This window comes from Sphingobium limneticum, assembly GCF_008710165.1.
GTDB lineage: Bacteria > Pseudomonadota > Alphaproteobacteria > Sphingomonadales > Sphingomonadaceae > Sphingobium > Sphingobium limneticum.
In genome coordinates, this window is the sequence record NZ_VYQA01000008.1 from 109,928 (window position 1) to 126,461 (window position 16,534).

Below are 16,534 nucleotides of genomic sequence, written 5' to 3' on the forward strand. Positions count from 1 at the left end.
CGCGCCAAACCCATCCTTCGATACGCCCCCCGGATCAAGTCCGGGATCAGCGGCTACTCAGGACGAACGGAAAGCGGGCTACTTAGTCGCCAATCAGGCTGACGTCCATGCGGAAGCTGCGGGCATTGCCTGGTGCCAGCCGGATGATCCCCTGCTTGTCCCACACATCGCCGGTAAAGCCGACCAGATCGGCCATGCCGGCCCAGGGTTCGACGCACAGATAATGGGCGCCGGGTTTCTGCCAGAGGCCGAGCCAGGGCGTGTCGGGGAAGTCGATCTTGAGGTGCAGTCGGCCCGGCACGCCCCAGGTCAAGGATCGGCTAGCCAGATCGTCCCAGATCAGCGCGTCGCCATCGAACATCGCATAAGTGGGGGCGAGGGTGTCGCCGTCCACGGGGGAGGGGGTGGTTTCACGGGCGATGAGGCCGGGTTCGGCACCGACCTTGCGGATGGGTGCGGGTTCGGGCTTTTCGAAGCGGATGCGATGATCCTCCGCCGCGCCGCCATAAGGGAGCGGCCAGGCGAAGGCGGGATGATAGCCGAAGGAGAAAGGCATGTCGGCCTCCCCCCGGTTGGTGACGGTCGCGGTCATGCGCAGCGTGGCGTCTTCAATCGCGAACGCCATGTCGAGGCGGAAGTCGAAGGGATAGGCGGCGCGGCTTTCGTCATCCGCCTCCAGCCGCAGGGTAAGGCTGGCCTCGTCCTGATCGACCGGCACGAACGGCTTGCGGCGCGCGAAGCCATGCTGGGGCATGGGATGTTCCTGCCCGTCGAGGCGGTAGGTGTCGCCGCGCGATCGGCCGACGAAGGGGAAGAGCAGCGGGGCGTGGCCCGTCCACCAGCGCGGATCGGCATCGGTCATCAGCGCGCGGCCTTCGCCGTCCGTCAGCGACCAGAGTTCGGCACCAAGCGGGTCGATTGTGGCGGACAGAGCGGGCGAGGCGATGGTGAAACGCGGGTCGGATTCGGGCAAGGAAGGGCCTCCTGCATAAGGTTTGTCGTCGCATAGCGGCGCCGCGATCCCCTGTCTCCTTCGCTGTTCGTTTCGGAAGGGAACCGATGGCATCGATCGCTGGTTCTGCGCAGCGGAGGATCACAATGAAATCTATCGCAATCGCAACCGCCCTGGCGCTGCTTATGCCCTGCGCCGCGCTCGCCCAGAAACAGGACCAGTCTGCGGACAAGGCCAATCAGGAAGAGGCGAAGAAGAAAGAGGGCAATCTGGATAAGGCGGGCAAGATCGCTACCCAGCCGGCCCGCGACGTGGGGCTGGACAAGGAGGAGATTCCCCCGGTCCTGCTGAAGGCGGTGGAAAATCCCTATGCCGCGCCGCCATCGCGCAGCTGTACGGGGTTGAAGGCGTCGCTTGGCGAACTCAACGCCGTGCTGGGCGACGATTTCACCGTGGGCGCCACGGCGAACGAGAACCGCACCGGCAAGATTGCCACGGCGGTCGGCAAGACGGTGGTCAATTCGCTGATCCCCTTCCGGGGCCTTGTGCGCGAAATCAGCGGCGCGGCCCCGGCCGAGCGGCGCTTGCAGGCGGCGGTGACGGCCGGCATTGCGCGGCGCGGCTATCTGCGCGGGATGGCGGCGGCCAAGGGATGCAAGGTAGTAAGCTAAGATCGACTTTCTACGCCTGACGTCATGCTGAACTTGGTTCAGCATGACGTTTTATAGGAAGGATGATGTTGTGGGCCGGATAGGCGTTATCAAAACACGCTTCCGCTTGGCCCATTTGCCCCTATATGGGCGGCCATGACCGACCAGCCTACTCTTGCCGATCTTCAGGAAGAATATGAATTTCTGGATGCCGACGATCGCTATCGGCTGCTGATCGATCTGGGGCGTGGGCTGGAGGATATGCCCGACGCGCTCAAGACCGACGCGACGTTGGTGCGCGGCTGTTCGGCGGCGGTGTGGGTCTATCCCACCGTACGCGATGACGGGCGTCTGCATTTCCTGGCGGACAGCAATGCGGCGATCACCAAGGGGATCATCGCGCTGGTGCTGCTGACCGTGCAGGATCGTGCGCCGGCAGACATTGCGGCGGCCGATATCGAAGGCGCGCTGGCGCCGTTCGATTTGAAGAACCAGCTCAGTTCCAACCGGACCCAGGGCATTCCCAACATGATCGCCCTGATCCGCGAAACGGCGGGCCGTTACACCGATTGAGGAAACCGCAGGCCGGTTCAGACATTGTCCTTCCGTAACCATTTTGGAAGGACAGGACGCGATGCGCGCCATTTTGATGATTGCGGCCGTCGCCACGCTGGCGGCCTGCGGCGACAACAAGCCCAAGGACCCGACCCAGCGCGAGCAGATCGGCCAGGTGTGGAAATATGAGGGCGCTGAAAATGGCGGGCGGCCCAAGGTCGCCTATATCGGCAGCGTCAACAGCGTGCAGACGATGACGGCCCCCGATACATTTTCGGTCCTGCTGGTCCAGCCATTGAAGGAGGGCGGCGCGGACGTCACGGTCAAGCTGGTCGGCGCGCCCTTCACCTGCGACTTGTCGGACTGCCGGATCACAGCCACCACTGACGACGGGAAAAAGCATGAGTGGAAGGGGCGGATGGCGACCAATGACGACGGTATCGCGATCGCGCCGTCGCAGGGCGCCTATGGCGTGATCAAGGATGCCAAGAGCGTGAAGGTCGACCTGGTGGTGGACGGCAAGAGCCAGACCGCGCCGTTCGAGTTCAACGTCGCTGGGCTGGATCTGAAGGGGTAGAGCCTCCCTCCGAACGGAAGTTGTAGCTTTTATTCCTGCAACGACACGCCGGGGCTGCGCGGGTCGGCGGCGCCCTGCCAGTGGCCGTCGGGCAGGCGTTCGGCGGCATTGGCCTTCAGACCCATCTTGTTGACGCTGACGCGGTGGCCGAGCTTCTCCAGCGGCGCCTTCATCGCTTCCAGCGACGTGCCCTGTTCCACCACCAGCCCGTTGCCGTCGAAGAAGAGCAGGCCGTGCGCGATCGAATCCTGCGCCGACAGGCCCCAGTCGAGATGGGCGATCAGCGCCTTTGCGACCTGCATGATGATGGTCTTGCCGCCGGCCGCACCCACGGTGAAGACGGGCGTGCCCTTGTCGTCATAGACGATCGTGGGGGACATGGAGGAGAGGGGGCGCTTGCCCGCTTCCACCCGGTTGGCGACCGGCTTGCCGTCCTTTTCGGGGGTGAAGCTGAAATCGGTCAGTTCGTTGTTCAGAATCACGCCGTTGGCGATCAGCTGGCTGCCGAAGAAGCTTTCGATCGTGGAGGTCCAGGCGGCGATGTCGCCATTGCGGTCCACCGCGACGAAATGGCTGGTGCCGCTTTCGGGCTGGGGCAGCGACGCGGTGCGCGGCTGCGCGCCGGGGGGCGTGCCGGGCTTATAGGCACCCAGCGCCTTGTTCAGGCGGATGAGCGAGGAGCGCTGTTTCAGATAGGCGGGGTCGATCATGCCGCTGACGGGTACCGATACGAACTCCGGGTCGCCCAGCCATGTGTCGCGATCGGCATAGGCCAGCTGCATCGCTTCGCCGATGACATGCCAGCTGCGCGGATCATCCTTGCCCCATTGGGCCAGCGGGAAGCGCTCTACCATGCCGAGAATTTCCAGCACGGTCACGCCGCCGGCCGACACCGGACCCATGCCGCACACGGTATAGGCGCGGTAATGACCGCAGACCGGCTTGCGCGGCTTGGCCTGATAGCCGGCCAGATCGGCCTCCGTCATCGGCACCGGGTTTTTGGGCGCGTTGGTGACGGCCTGGCTGATCAGGCGGGCATTTTCGCCGGTGTAGAAGGCATCCGGGCCTTCCGTCGCGATCCGCTTGAACAAAGCGGCCAGCGGCAGGTTTTTCAGGTGGGTGCCGACCGGCGGCGGGGCGCCGTCGATCCAGAAGGCTTTCTGGATTTCCGGGAAATCGGCCCAGATATTCTGGGTGGCGCGCAGGGCGGTGGCGGTGCGTTCGCCAAGGTCGAAGCCATCTTGCGCATAGCGGATCGCGGGCGCGAACAGATCAGCCCAGGGCAGTTTGCCCCATTTTTTGTGCGCATCCCACGCCATGCGCAGATTGCCCGGCACGCCGGCCGAATAGCCGCCCGGCCACGCCTGAATGAAGGGCAGGGGCTTGCCGTCCGGTCCCATGAAGCGATCCGGCCGCGCGGCGGCGGGCGCGGTTTCGCGGCCGTCGATCGATTCCAGCAGGCCGGTCTTGCCGTCATGATGCATCAGGAAGCCGCCGCCGCCGATACCGCTATTGTGCGGCTCCACCACGTTGAGGGTCAGCATCATCGCGATCGCGGCGTCGGTGGCGCTGCCGCCCTTGCGCAATATCTCCTGCCCCGCCTGCGCCGCGCGCGGATCGGCGGCGGACACGGTGGCGTTGGTCGACACCGGCTCGCGAGCGAGGACAGCGGGCGCGGGTGCAAGAGCGAGAAGGGCGAGGGGGGCCAGCAGGCCAGAAAGGCGGGATGTCATGGCCGCCACCCTAATCGTTACGTTGTGCGCTGCAACCCTTTCGGGCGGGTTTGGGACGAGTGGGAGGTGGGTAGCGAGCGGAAGCGGTCCTTCCTTCTCCCTTGGAGGGAGAAGGATACGAAGCCTTGCCGCGCAGCGGTTAGGCGGAGTTGGATGAGGGGGGCTGGCGCAAGACTGGCCTATTGCCGTGAGGTTTCTCCCCCTCACCCAGCTTCGACTAGGCAGCAAGCTGCCAAGTCTGCGCAGCCCTCTCCCTCAAGGGAGAGGGATCCCCTGCTCCCTCTTCCCCTCACTCAACCCTCAAGGCTATCAAATATCGACGCCCACGATCTCCGCGACGTTCTTCACGCCATCCCGCGTCATCAGCGCCTTGAGGCCCCGATTGATCCGCTTGGCCAGATATGGCCCTTCATAGACCAGCGCGCTGTAGAGCTGGACCAGCGAGGCACCGGCGCGGATGCGGGCATAGGCCTGTTCCGCAGTGGCGATGCCGCCGACGCCGATCAGCGGCAGGCGGGTGCCCAGCAGCCGGCGGAAGTCCCGCAGCCGTTCCAGCGACAGGTCGGTCAGCGGCGCGCCCGACAGGCCGCCTGCTTCGCCGGCATGGGCCGATCGCAGGGCTGGGCGGGTGATGGTGGTGTTGGACACGATCAGGGCGTCGACGCGGTGGTCGAGGCAGGCGGCGGCGATATCGTCCACATCGGCCGGTTCCAGATCGGGCGCGACCTTCAGGAAGATCGGAGTCGCATGGCCGCCGCGGGCCGCCATGACGGCGGACAGTAGGTCGTCCAGCGCTGCCCGACCCTGCAAGGCGCGCAGGCCCGGCGTGTTGGGGGAGGAGATGTTGACGGTCAGATAGTCGGCCAGCGGCGCCATGCAGGTCACGCCGGTGGCGTAATCGGCGATGCCGCGCCCGGCGGCCGTCGCGTCCTTGTTCGCGCCGATATTGATGCCGATGACGGGGCCTTGGCCGATCGGTCGGCGATAGCGGGCGATGCGGTCCGCCGCCGCGCCTTGGCCGCCATTGTTGAAGCCGAAGCGGTTGATGACGGCGCGATCCTCCACCAGGCGGAACAGGCGCGGCAGGGGATTGCCCGGTTGCGCCAGCGGGGTCAGCGTGCCCAGTTCCGCAAAGCCGAAGCCCAGGCCATGCATCTTGTGCGCGATCCGCCCGTCCTTGTCATAGCCCGCCGCCAGGCCGACCGGATTGGGGAAGCGGATGCCCGCCACCACCGATTCCAGCATCGGATCGGGCGCGAGCGGGGCGGGCGTCGGCATGAAGCGCAACGCTGCGATCGAAAGGTGATGGGCGCGCTCGGCATCCAGGGCGAACAGCAGGGGGCGGATCAGGCGATAGGACATGCGCCAAGCCTATGCCAGCGGACCGCCAATCCGTCGAGAGCCTGTTGCCGTGCAGCAACAGAGGCCGCTCTTGGTTATTTCATGACAAGAAACGTCATGAATGAGACCGTTTGCAGCGGAAAAATGTCCGTTTCATCCAATAAAGTTGCTGTGATTCAGGCGTAAAGCCGCCTTGCGACCCGAAGGCTCTCAGGCCTATGGCCTATGAGACCTTTTACTGACCCGGCGATGAAAATCGCCGGGTCATTTTTTTGGGTCCACGACTGCTAGATGTCGAAAAACTTTACGCTTTTCCCTTTCGAACGCTTGCACCGCCGTCGCGTTGGCGCATAGTAATCGCCAGGGGTGAAAAAATGGGGTCGCATCATAGCGAAAATGCGGTACGCGCCGTTGCGCTGCCGGATGACCGGGGGCCGCTTTCCTATGCGGTCGATGCGGCACAGGGGCCGGTGCGGTTGCGCTATTTCGCGGCGCCGCCGCATTTGCGGCCTTATTTCGGCTCGCTCTATTTCTTCACCGTGTCCGCCGATCACTATGCCGACGCCACTCGTGCCGATGTGCCGCAGTTGCGGCTGACGCTGGAGGGCGGCGGCCATTATCATTTTCAGGACGGGACGGTGATGGAATCGCCTGACGTCTGCCTGCTGGGGCCGACGATGGGGGCGACGCGATTCGTGCTGGACCGGCCGTTGCGGTTGATGGGCATTTCGCTGCTGCCGGCGGGCTGGGTGGCGCTGCATGGTGGCGAGGCCAGCGTGCTGGCCGACCGCTTGTGCGATCTGGCGGCGGAACGGGGTGAGGTTCATCGGCGCCTGCTGGACGGGCTGCGCGCGCTGGGTGACGATGCCGATGCGATGGCGGCCCTGTGCTGGGCGGAACTGGGGAAGCTGGTCCGACCGCTTCGCCCCGCGACCTGGACGTTGCTGGCGGCGATCGACGCCTGGCTGGTGGGTGAAGGGTCGCCAAAGATCGAGACGCTGGTGGAGGCGACCGACCTGTCGCCGCGCCAGCTCGCGCGGCTGGCCAATAAATATTATGGTGCCCCGCCCAAGATGCTGGCGCGCAAATATCGGGCGCTGCGCTGTTCGGCGCGAATCGCGCTGGATGGCGACAGCTGGCAGCAATTATGTGAGGAAGGCGGCTTTTACGACCAGTCGCACTTCATCCGGGAGATCAAGCATTTCATCGGCCTGACCCCGCATCAATTGCAGACCGAGCCGTCGGCGGTCGCGCAATTGACGCTGTTGCGCCGATCGCTGGGTGGCGATGTGGCGGTGCTGAACCGGTTGAGCTAGGCGTCCCCCAAGCAAAATTTCCTTGATTAAACGCCCCTGTGCGACCACATGCGCCCAATCGGATGGAATCGGTCCGATTTGAGAATGGTTCGCAACTTTGAAGGGCGCGTGACACGACATGAAACTGTCGAGCTTCGCTGACTATGCGGTCGTGCTGATGTCCGCCGCCGCGCGCCATTGTGGTGCAGGAGCGGGGTTTGACCCTGCGACCAACAGGCATCTCAAGATGAACGCGACCACTTTGTCGGCCGAAACCGGCATTCCGCTGCCCACCGCGCAGAAGCTGGTGAGTCGCCTGTCGGCCGCCGGCCTGCTCGAATCGAGCCGGGGCACCGGTGGCGGCGTACGCCTGTCGCGCCCGCCGGCCACCATCACGCTGGCCGATGTGGTGGAGGCGGTCGAAGGGCCGATCGCCATGACCGCGTGTAGCGAACAAGGGGCGCATGACTGCAATCTGGAACAGGATTGCCGCATCCGTCCGCACATGAATGTGGCGAACAATGCCATCCGCGAAGCGCTCGCGGGGGTGACGATCGCCAGTCTGACACGAGAAATGGCATGACTGAACAAGCAACCACCGTTCGCAACCAGGAAGCGCAGGACGCCGCCGATCGCGCGTCGACCTACGAACATGGCTGGTCGTCCGCCATCGAGCAGGACTTCGCGCCCAAGGGGCTGAACGAGGATACGGTCCGCTTCATTTCCGCCAAGAAGAACGAGCCGCAATGGCTGCTCGACTGGCGGCTGAAGGCGTTCGCCATGTGGCAGAAGATGGATGCGCCGGACTGGGCGAAGCTGAACGTCCCGCCGATCGACTATCAGGACGCCTATTATTACGCGGAGCCGAAAAAGAAGATCGAACTGGATTCGCTGGATCAGGTCGATCCCGAAATCCTGGCGACCTATCAGAAGCTGGGCATCCCCATCGCCGAGCAGGAAATGCTCGCCGGGGTGAAGGGCAGCCGCAAGATTGCGGTCGACGCCGTGTTCGACAGCGTCAGCGTCGCCACCACCTTCCGCAAGGAGTTGGAGGAAGCGGGCGTCATCTTCCGCTCGATCAGCGAAGCCGTGCGCGAATTTCCCGATCTGGTGAAGAAGTGGCTGGGCAAGATCGTGCCGATGCACGACAATTATTTTGCGACGCTCAACTGCGCGGTCTTTTCCGACGGCACCTTCGTCTACATCCCCAAGGGCGTGCGCTGCCCGATGGAGCTGAGCACCTATTTCCGCATCAATGCGGAGAATACCGGGCAGTTCGAACGCACGCTGATCGTCGCGGACGAGGGCAGCTATGTCTCCTATCTGGAAGGCTGCACCGCGCCGATGCGCGACGAAAATCAGCTGCATGCCGCCGTCGTGGAACTGGTCGCGCTGGACGATGCCGAGATCAAGTACAGCACCGTCCAGAACTGGTATCCCGGCGACGAGAATGGCAAGGGCGGCATCTATAATTTCGTGACCAAGCGGGCGCTGTGTCAGGGCCGCAACAGCAAGGTCAGCTGGACGCAGGTGGAAACCGGGTCGGCGATCACCTGGAAATATCCGTCCTGCGTGCTGAACGGCGAGAATAGCGTTGGCGAATTCTACTCCGTCGCGCTGACCAACAATATGCAGCAGGCCGATACCGGCACCAAGATGATCCACAATGGCAAGGGGTCGCGATCGACCATCGTGTCCAAGGGGATCAGCGCCGGGCGTTCGAACAACACCTATCGCGGCCTCGTGCGCGTGGCGCCGGGCGCGGAGGGCGTGCGCAACTTCACCCAGTGCGACAGCCTGTTGCTGGGCGACCAGTGCGGCGCGCATACCGTGCCCTATATCGAAGTGCGCAACCCCAGCGCCCAGATCGAACATGAGGCGACGACGTCGAAGATTTCCGACGATCAGTTATTCTACGCCATGCAGCGCGGACTGGATCAGGAAAGCGCGGTGTCGCTGATCGTCAACGGCTTCGCCAAGGAAGTGCTGCAACAGCTGCCGATGGAATTTGCCGTCGAGGCGCAAAAGCTGCTGGGGATTTCGCTGGAAGGTAGCGTTGGATAATTCACGCCGTCATGCCGGACTTGATCCGGCATCCCGCTCGTTTCGGAAGTAGCGGGACCCCGGATCAAGTCCGGGGTGACGAACGACATTAGATTTTGAAGGACCGAACTTTGAGCGACGAAGACGATATCCAGGATGCCCTCGCGGATTTCGCGGAGGATGTGAGCAACGGCCAGTCATGGACCGCCGCGATCCGCATCCTGACCGAGGATTATGAGCTGGAAGAGGGCGAGTTGCAGGCCCGCGCCGCCAAGGATTTTGGCGACCTCGACGCCTATGAGGCGGAGAGCCGTGCGGCGCTGGAAGCGGGTGATGTCGCCTTCACCGAGAAGCTGCGCAAGGACAAGGCGTTCCACAAGGCGAAGGCGCCCAACCTCGCCCGCATGGGGCCGGTCAGCGAATTCGTCGTCGCGCTGCTGGAAAAGGGCGCGCCGGAACCGGGTGCCGACTGGTGGCCCTATATGCCGATCAAGCGCCATATCGATACGCTGTTCCCCGCACCGGGCGATGTGCGCGACATGGCGTTCTGGACCGCGCGAACGCTCCAGCGCGCGCATGAGGGATAAGAGATGCTGACGATCGACAATCTCACCAACGAAATCGACGGCAAGGCGATCCTCAAGGGCCTGTCGCTCCAGATCAATGCGGGGGAAATCCACGCGATCATGGGGCCGAACGGCGCGGGCAAGTCCACGCTGGCCTATACGCTGGGCGGCCGTCCCAACTATGACGTGACCGGCGGCACCGCGACCTTCGAGGGCGCGGACCTGTTCGAACTGGAGCCGCATGAGCGTGCCGCAGCCGGCCTGTTCCTGGGCTTCCAATATCCGGTCGAGATTCCGGGCGTGTCCAACCTGCAATTCCTGCGCGAAAGCCTCAATTCGCAGCGCCGCGCACGGGGCGAGAAGGAGTTGAACGGCGGCGAGTTCATCAAGCTGGCCAAGGAAAAGGCCGGTCTGCTGGGCCTCGACATGGAAATGTTGAAGCGTCCGGTGAATGTCGGCTTTTCGGGCGGTGAGAAGAAGCGCGCCGAAATGGTGCAGATGGGCATTCTCGACCCCAAGCTGGCGATCCTGGACGAGACGGACAGCGGCCTCGACATCGACGCTTTGAAGATCGTGGGCGCGGGGATCAACGCGATCATGCGCAAGCCCGACAAGGCCGTGCTGCTGATCACCCATTATCAGCGCCTGCTCGATTATGTGAAGCCGGACTTCGTCCATGTTCTGGCAGCGGGCCGGATCGTCAAGTCGGGTGGTCCCGAACTGGCGCTGGAACTGGAACGCGAAGGCTATGCCGAGGTGGTGGCATAATGCGCGCCGCAGGCATCCTCCTTTCTCTCCGCGTCTCCGCGTCTCCGCGTGAGAAGATTCTGTTCACGCGGAGGCGCGGAGACGCGGAGGAGGCGTGCCTGTGACCGCTCTCGCTCTGCCTACGCGCAAACAGGAAGAATGGCGCTATAGCGATCTGGAGGCTGTCGCCTCCATCTGGCCGACGCCCGCGCCGACGCGTATCGACGTGGCGGAAGGCGAAACGGCGCGCCATCATCTGTTGCAGGATGCGGCCGATGCACAGGCGGCGGTGCATGACTATGTCATCACTGTCGCGGACGGGGCGCGGTGCGATTTCCATGTGCTCAATGTCGGCGGTAAGCTGGGGCGCGTGACGTTTGACGTCACGATCGGCAGCAATGCGCATTTCGAGCTGAACGGCGCGATCCTTGGCGGCGGCGACCAGACGCTGGAGATCATCACCAGCGTCACCCATGCCAAGCCGGATTCGACCAGCGGCCAGACGATCCGGTCGATCCTGGGTCAGCGCGCCACGGGCAGCTATCTGGGCAGCATCAACGTCGCGCGCGATGCGCAGCGCACCGATGCCTTCCAGTCGATCAAGGCGATGCTGCTGGACCGCACGGCGACGGCGAATGCCAAGCCGGAACTGGAAATCTTCGCCGACGACGTGAAATGCGCCCATGGCGCGACGGTCGGCGAACTGGACAAGGCGGCGCTCTTCTACATGGCGAGCCGTGGCATGGATCCGGCGACGGCCAAGACGTTGCTGCTGCGCTCCTTCGTCGCAGGCGTGTTCGACGATGTGGCAGACGAAGCGGTCAGGCAAGCGCTGGAAGTCGCCGCGATCGCCAAGCTGGAGGCGCTGGTATGACCGACCTCGCACAGGGTCTGCGCTTGCGGGATGATTTCCCCGGTGTGGGCGACTGGCATTATCTTGACAGCGCCGCCACCGCGCAGAAGCCCAATGCCGTCATCGATGCGATTGCGCGGGCCTATGGTCCCGATTATGCGACGGTGCATCGCGGTGTCTATGAACGGTCGGCCAATATGACGCTGGCCTATGAAGCGGCGCGGCGGAAGGTCGCCAGCTTCATCGGCGCGAAGTCGGACAGCGAGATCGTTTATGTTCGCGGCGCGACCGAGGGCATCAACCTCGTCGCCCAATGCTGGGCGGGCACGCAGTTGAAGGCGGGCGACCGCATCCTGCTGTCCACGCTGGAACATCATAGCAATATCGTGCCGTGGCAGATCGTGGCGGAGAAGGTCGGCGCTCATATCGACGTCGTGCCGCTCACCGACGATGGCCGGATCGATCTGGACGCGATGCGCGCGATGATCACGCCGCGCCATCGCATGGTCGCGCTGGCCCATGTGTCCAACGTGCTGGGCAGCGTGCTGGATTGCCGCCGCTCCGCCGACATCGCCCATATGGTCGGCGCGAAGATTTTGATCGACGGGTGCCAGGCCGTGCCGCGCCTTGCGGTGGACGTGGCTGCGCTGGATTGCGATTTCTACGTCTTTTCCGCGCATAAACTCTATGGCCCGACCGGCATCGGCGTGCTGTGGGGCCGTGCGGAACTGCTCGACGCCATGCCGCCCTATCAGGGTGGCGGGTCGATGATCGACAAGGTGACGTTCGAAAAGACGACCTACGCCCCCGCGCCGACGCGGTTCGAGGCGGGGACGCCGCATATTACCGGCGTCGTCGGCCTGTCTGCCGCGATCGATTATGTGCAGGGCATCGGGCTGGACGCGATCCATGCCCATGAATGTGCGCTGGTGGCCAAGGCCCGCACCGCATTGGAGCAGATCAACAGCGTGCGCGTCTTCGGACCGGATGACAGCGCGGGTATCCTCTCTTTTGAAGTGGAGGGGGTGCATCCGCACGATGTCGGCACCATATTGGATGAAACGGGCGTCGCGATCCGGGCCGGCCATCATTGCGCACAGCCGCTGATGCGCCATCTGGGCGTCGAGGCGACCGCACGGGCCAGCTTCGGCATCTATAGCGACGACAGCGATGTGGATGCGCTGGTCAAAGGCATCGAACGAGTGAGGAAGATCTTCGGATGAGCGAAGAGCGGAAGATTTTGGTCGAGGAAGTGGATGCTGTGAATGCACCACCCAAGGCACGCGTCGAGGAGACGCGCCAGCGCGACTATCTGGACGGGTTCCTGTCGCAGAAGCCGGTCGAGACGCCTGCGGGCGAGCCGGGCGGCGATCTGTATGATGGGATCATCGAGGCGCTCAAGGAAATTTATGACCCGGAAATTCCGGTGAATATTTATGACCTTGGACTGATCTACGGCGTGGACGTGACGACGGACGGCCATGCCGTCGTCACGATGACGCTGACCACGCCGCATTGCCCGGTCGCCGAATCCATGCCGGGCGAAGTCGAACTGCGCGTTGGCGCGGTGCCGGGCGTGGGCGATGCGCAGGTCAATCTGGTCTGGGATCCGCCATGGGATCCGCAGAAGATGAGCGACGAAGCGAAGCTCGAACTGGGGATGCTGTAATGACCGACGTACAGACCAAGACCCGCGCCCGCCCCGCCGCCGTCCTGCTGACGCCGAGCGCCGAGCAGCGCATCGCCGACCTGATGGGCCAGGCGCCCGAAGGCACGATCGGCGTCAAGCTGTCGACCCCCAAGCGCGGCTGTTCGGGCCTGGCCTATTCGGTCGATTATGTGACGACGGAAGCCAAGTTCGACGAGAAGATCGAAATGCCGGGCGGCGTCCTCTATATCGATGGCGCATCGGTTCTGTATCTGATCGGATCGACGATGAACTGGGTGGAAGATGATTTCACCGCCGGCTTCGTCTTCAACAATCCCAATGCCAAGGGCAGTTGCGGCTGCGGTGAGAGCTTTACGGTTTAAGCGCTCTTTCTGCTCCGTTCGGTTCGAGCTTGTCGAGAACATCGCGCGGGGTTCTCGACAAGCTCGAACCGAACGGGAGGAATAATGGCATATATGCTGATCCTCGGCATGGGCTATACCGCCTCTCGTCTGGCCGCTCGTCTGCGCGGCGATGGATGGCAAGTCACCGGCGTTCGGCGCAGCGCTGACGCCGACAGCCTTGCCTTTGATGACGACAATGCCGTCCGCGCCGCCATCGCACAGACGACCTATATCCTCTCCTCCGTCCCGCCAGAGGGCGATGCCGATCCGGTGCTGGCCCGCTATGGCGATGCCATTGCTGCCGCGCCGGCGATCTGGACAGGCTATCTCTCCTCTACCGGCGTCTATGGCGATGCGGCGGGTGCTTGGGTGGATGAAGCCAGCCCGGTCGGGCAGGGGCGCCGGACCGCGCGGGCGGCGGCGGACATGGCATGGGGGGCGTTACGCGCCGACATGCGCCGTTTTCGCCTGCCCGGCATCTATGGTCCCGGCCGGTCAGCGCTGGAGCGGGTGCGGGAGGGGAAAGCGCATCGCATCGCCCTGCCCGATCAGGTTTTCAGCCGAGTCCATGTGGACGACATTGTCGCGGGCGTGGTCGCATCGTTCGATGGTCCGGCGGGCGTCTATAATCTGGCCGACGACCTGCCCTGCGCGCAGAACGACGTGATAGAGGCCGCCTGCGCGCTCCTGGGCCAGCCGGTGCCGCCGCTCCTGACATTGGAGGAAGCGCAACTGTCGCCCATGGCGCGGGCCTTTTATGCGGAAAATCGCCGGGTGGCCAATGGCCGGGCGAAGCGGCTGCTGGGCTGGTCGCCGCTCCATCCGACCTACAAGGAAGGGCTGCGTGCCTGCCTTTGAGGCGATCCGTCGCATGGTTTACGCCTTGTTAACCCAGGCGATCGACAAGCGGGGCAGCACTGCATAAAGGCACGCCCCCATGACCCGGATCGACAAGACTTTCTCCAAACTCAGCCACCGGATGAACGACCTGACCATGCCTGCGCGCTCGGGCGCGGCGGTGCCGTCGATCGCCAGCCTGCTGGACAAGGTCAACGCCGCCAAATTGCGCTATCAGCCGGGCGCGCGTTAAGCCGCCTTCGATCGCAGGGCGATGCCCATGCCGGCGATCGCCAGCAGCGCGCCGATGATGGACAAAGCCGACCAGCGATAACCCTCCGCGAGCGTCGAGATCAGCATCGCGATGACCGGGATGAGGACGCTGGTATAGGCCGCCCGGCCCGCGCCCATGCGCTGGATCAGGGTGAAATAGAGCGGGAAGGTCACGACCGACCCGGCCAGGCCCAGCCAGCCGACGCCCAACATATAGCCCGGCCGCATGTCGAAGGTCGGCGGGCCGATCGTCGCCCAGGCATAGAGCGCATCCACCCCAGCGCCGATCAGCATGGCCCAGGCCAGCACCGCCACCATCGGCAGGCGGCGGGCGATCTCCATCCCCTGCATCACATTGGCGGCCGACGCGCTGATCAGGCCGGCGAAAGCAAAGCCCGCGCCCAGCAGCACCATGTCGGGATTGACCCCTCCGGCTTCCGATAGCGCGGCATGATATTCGTGCAGCAGCATCAGGACGATGCCAGTTACCGCCACCACCGATCCACCGATGAAGGTGCGGCTGACCGGTTGGCGGAAAATGAGGAAGGACAGGATCGAATTGGGGATGAGAAGCATCGCATAGACGACCGCGACCAGCCCCGATGTCAGATAATGTTCGGCGCGATAGACGAAGTTGAAATTCAGCACGAACTGCGCGACGCCCAGCAGCGCAGCGTAGAGCAGTCCGCTGCGTCCGATGGCGAGCGACACGCCGCGCCACCGTGCAAAGGCGGCCATGGCGACGCCGGCCAGCGCGAACCGATAGCAGACCGACCAGCTGGCCGGCACCGATCCGATCTGGTCGCGAATGACGATCCAGGTCGAACTCCAGATCAGGACGACCAGAATGAAGGGGATGATGATCCCCCCCTTGGCCCCGTCATTCACGGTCGAGCGCCCGCAGCGCATCCGCCAGCGGCGCAACGCTGTGCGCATCCTGCGACCAGTTGGTGACGAGCCGCGCCGCGCCTTCGCCCCAGTCGTAGAAATCGAAACCCTGCGCGCGCAGGCGGGCGGCTTCATCGGCGGTGAGGCGGATGAACAGCTCGTTCGCCTGGACCGGGTGCATCAGTCGTCCGGAGGCGCCTTCCGCCAGCGTCTGTGCCGCGCCATTCGCGGCGCGGGCGTTGGCCAGCCACAGATCGTCCTCGATCATCGCCAATATCTGCGCGGCGAGATAGCGCCCCTTGGAGAAGAGATGGCCCGAGCGCTTGCGCCAGCGCTTGGCTTCCGCTGCGCGCGCAGGCGCCGCCTCGCCGAAGAAGAGCAGGGCTTCCCCCACCATGCCGCCATTTTTGACGCAGCCGAAGGAGAGGGCGTCCAAGCCCGCGCGCCAGGTGACGTCGGCGGGCGCGCAGCCCAGATGCGCGACGGCATTGGCGAAACGGGCGCCGTCCATGTGGAAGCCAAGGCCATTGGCTTTGGCGACATCGCCCAGCGCGGCGACCTCGTCCGGACTGTAGGTCAGCCCATATTCGGTCGCGTTGGTGATGCTGATGGCGCGCGCCGGCACCTGATGCACGTCGGGGCGGATCGTCTTCAGCCGGTCGGTCACGGCGCCCGGCGTCAGCTTCGCGCCGTCGCCGGGCAGCGGCATCAAGGTCGCGCCATGGGTGAAGAAGCCCGGTGCGCCGCATTCGTCGACCGCGATATGCGCTTCCTCATGGCAGACCACGCCGCCATAGGGCGGGCAGAGGGTCGCCAGCGCGATGCAATTGGCCGCCGTGCCGGTCGATACCCACAGCGCGCTGACCGGCGTGTCGAACAGGTCGGAAAAGGCGCCGTCCAGTCGCGCGCTCCAGCCATCGCCATCATAGCCATGATCGGCCCGGTCGGCACCGGCGATGGCGGCCATGATCTGCGGGGAGAGCGGCGTGGCGTTGTCGGAGAAAAAATGCATGGCGCAGCGATAACCGGACGGCGGCCAGGCGGGAAGAGGCCAGCGATGGCCAGCTGGCCTTTTTCCGATCATGGAATATGTCAGTATATATGACACATTGTTTCGCTGGCCGCTCTGTGACATAGGCGGCCTCGTCCGAGCCAGAACAAGGAGACTCACC

At 64.3% G+C, this 16,534-nt stretch carries 19 protein-coding genes; 14 read left to right on the top strand and 5 right to left on the bottom strand.

What is annotated here, in order from left to right; translation table 11 throughout:
• Positions 1 to 82: 82 nt before the first annotated feature.
• Entirely contained in the window at positions 83 to 973 is an 891-nt protein-coding gene (locus tag F4U95_RS12330; protein WP_246171584.1) for an aldose 1-epimerase family protein, read from the bottom strand.
• Between the two features lie 125 nt (positions 974 to 1,098).
• Here F4U95_RS12330 and F4U95_RS12335 point away from each other — a divergent pair, with 125 nt between their 5' ends.
• From F4U95_RS12335 to F4U95_RS12345, 3 genes are all read left to right on the top strand, one after another.
• Positions 1,099 to 1,623: a hypothetical protein gene (locus F4U95_RS12335; RefSeq protein ID WP_120251069.1), complete on the top strand. Its 525-nt coding sequence runs from the start codon at positions 1,099 to 1,101 to the stop codon at positions 1,621 to 1,623.
• A 135-nt stretch (positions 1,624 to 1,758) separates the two neighbouring features.
• Positions 1,759 to 2,175, top strand: coding sequence for a SufE family protein (locus tag F4U95_RS12340; protein ID WP_150425884.1), 417 nt, complete (start codon positions 1,759 to 1,761; stop codon positions 2,173 to 2,175).
• Between the two features lie 61 nt (positions 2,176 to 2,236).
• The gene (locus tag F4U95_RS12345; protein ID WP_150425885.1) at positions 2,237 to 2,734 is read left to right on the top strand and encodes a hypothetical protein; all 498 of its coding nucleotides are present in this window, start codon (positions 2,237 to 2,239) and stop codon (positions 2,732 to 2,734) included.
• A gap of 29 nt (positions 2,735 to 2,763) precedes the next feature.
• On the opposite strand, the gene ggt is transcribed toward F4U95_RS12345, so the two are convergent.
• Entirely contained in the window at positions 2,764 to 4,467 is a 1,704-nt protein-coding gene (gene ggt, locus F4U95_RS12350) for a gamma-glutamyltransferase (RefSeq protein WP_150425886.1), read from the bottom strand.
• Positions 4,468 to 4,776: 309 nt separating this feature from the next.
• Entirely contained in the window at positions 4,777 to 5,829 is a 1,053-nt protein-coding gene (locus tag F4U95_RS12355; protein ID WP_150425887.1) for a quinone-dependent dihydroorotate dehydrogenase, read from the bottom strand.
• A 353-nt stretch (positions 5,830 to 6,182) separates the two neighbouring features.
• Between F4U95_RS12355 and F4U95_RS12360 the strand changes: the two genes are divergently transcribed.
• The 11 genes from F4U95_RS12360 to F4U95_RS24795 all read left to right on the top strand — a co-directional run bounded on the left by F4U95_RS12360 (position 6,183) and on the right by F4U95_RS24795 (position 14,454).
• Complete coding sequence (locus F4U95_RS12360) at positions 6,183 to 7,124, top strand: AraC family transcriptional regulator (protein WP_150425888.1); 942 nt, start codon at positions 6,183 to 6,185, stop codon at positions 7,122 to 7,124.
• 118 nt (positions 7,125 to 7,242) lie between these two features.
• Positions 7,243 to 7,686: an RrF2 family transcriptional regulator gene (locus tag F4U95_RS12365; RefSeq protein WP_120251063.1), complete on the top strand. Its 444-nt coding sequence runs from the start codon at positions 7,243 to 7,245 to the stop codon at positions 7,684 to 7,686.
• On the top strand, positions 7,683 to 9,167 hold the full coding sequence (gene sufB / locus F4U95_RS12370; protein WP_150425889.1) for a Fe-S cluster assembly protein SufB: 1,485 nt from the start codon (positions 7,683 to 7,685) through the stop codon (positions 9,165 to 9,167). The genes F4U95_RS12365 and sufB overlap by 4 nt, the downstream gene beginning before the upstream one ends.
• Before the next feature lie 110 nt (positions 9,168 to 9,277).
• Positions 9,278 to 9,733, top strand: coding sequence for a hypothetical protein (locus tag F4U95_RS12375; protein ID WP_120251061.1), 456 nt, complete (start codon positions 9,278 to 9,280; stop codon positions 9,731 to 9,733).
• Positions 9,734 to 9,736: 3 nt separating this feature from the next.
• Positions 9,737 to 10,480, top strand: coding sequence for a Fe-S cluster assembly ATPase SufC (gene sufC / locus F4U95_RS12380; protein ID WP_150425890.1), 744 nt, complete (start codon positions 9,737 to 9,739; stop codon positions 10,478 to 10,480).
• Positions 10,481 to 10,580: 100 nt separating this feature from the next.
• Complete coding sequence (locus F4U95_RS12385; RefSeq protein WP_150425891.1) at positions 10,581 to 11,333, top strand: SufD family Fe-S cluster assembly protein; 753 nt, start codon at positions 10,581 to 10,583, stop codon at positions 11,331 to 11,333.
• Positions 11,330 to 12,535 (top strand): aminotransferase class V-fold PLP-dependent enzyme, encoded by a 1,206-nt coding sequence (locus F4U95_RS12390; RefSeq protein WP_150425892.1) that lies wholly within the window; start codon positions 11,330 to 11,332, stop codon positions 12,533 to 12,535. Before F4U95_RS12385 ends, F4U95_RS12390 begins: the two co-directional genes overlap by 4 nt.
• On the top strand, positions 12,532 to 12,981 hold the full coding sequence (locus F4U95_RS12395; RefSeq protein WP_120251058.1) for an SUF system Fe-S cluster assembly protein: 450 nt from the start codon (positions 12,532 to 12,534) through the stop codon (positions 12,979 to 12,981). Before F4U95_RS12390 ends, F4U95_RS12395 begins: the two co-directional genes overlap by 4 nt.
• On the top strand, positions 12,981 to 13,343 hold the full coding sequence (locus tag F4U95_RS12400; protein WP_150425893.1) for a HesB/IscA family protein: 363 nt from the start codon (positions 12,981 to 12,983) through the stop codon (positions 13,341 to 13,343). Before F4U95_RS12395 ends, F4U95_RS12400 begins: the two co-directional genes overlap by 1 nt.
• Before the next feature lie 84 nt (positions 13,344 to 13,427).
• The gene (locus F4U95_RS12405; RefSeq protein WP_150425894.1) at positions 13,428 to 14,222 is read left to right on the top strand and encodes a Rossmann-fold NAD(P)-binding domain-containing protein; all 795 of its coding nucleotides are present in this window, start codon (positions 13,428 to 13,430) and stop codon (positions 14,220 to 14,222) included.
• Between the two features lie 79 nt (positions 14,223 to 14,301).
• Entirely contained in the window at positions 14,302 to 14,454 is a 153-nt protein-coding gene (locus F4U95_RS24795) for a hypothetical protein (RefSeq protein ID WP_170267491.1), read from the top strand.
• Here the strand turns inward: F4U95_RS24795 and F4U95_RS12410 are convergent.
• Both F4U95_RS12410 and F4U95_RS12415 read right to left on the bottom strand, forming a co-directional pair.
• The gene (locus F4U95_RS12410; RefSeq protein WP_246171585.1) at positions 14,451 to 15,362 is read right to left on the bottom strand and encodes a DMT family transporter; all 912 of its coding nucleotides are present in this window, start codon (positions 15,360 to 15,362) and stop codon (positions 14,451 to 14,453) included. The genes F4U95_RS24795 and F4U95_RS12410 overlap by 4 nt on opposite strands.
• Positions 15,355 to 16,374 carry a threonine aldolase family protein gene (locus F4U95_RS12415; RefSeq protein WP_150425895.1) on the bottom strand — a complete coding sequence of 340 codons (1,020 nt, stop codon included), beginning with the start codon at positions 16,372 to 16,374 and terminating at the stop codon, positions 15,355 to 15,357. The genes F4U95_RS12410 and F4U95_RS12415 overlap by 8 nt, the downstream gene beginning before the upstream one ends.
• Positions 16,375 to 16,534 lie beyond the last annotated feature (160 nt).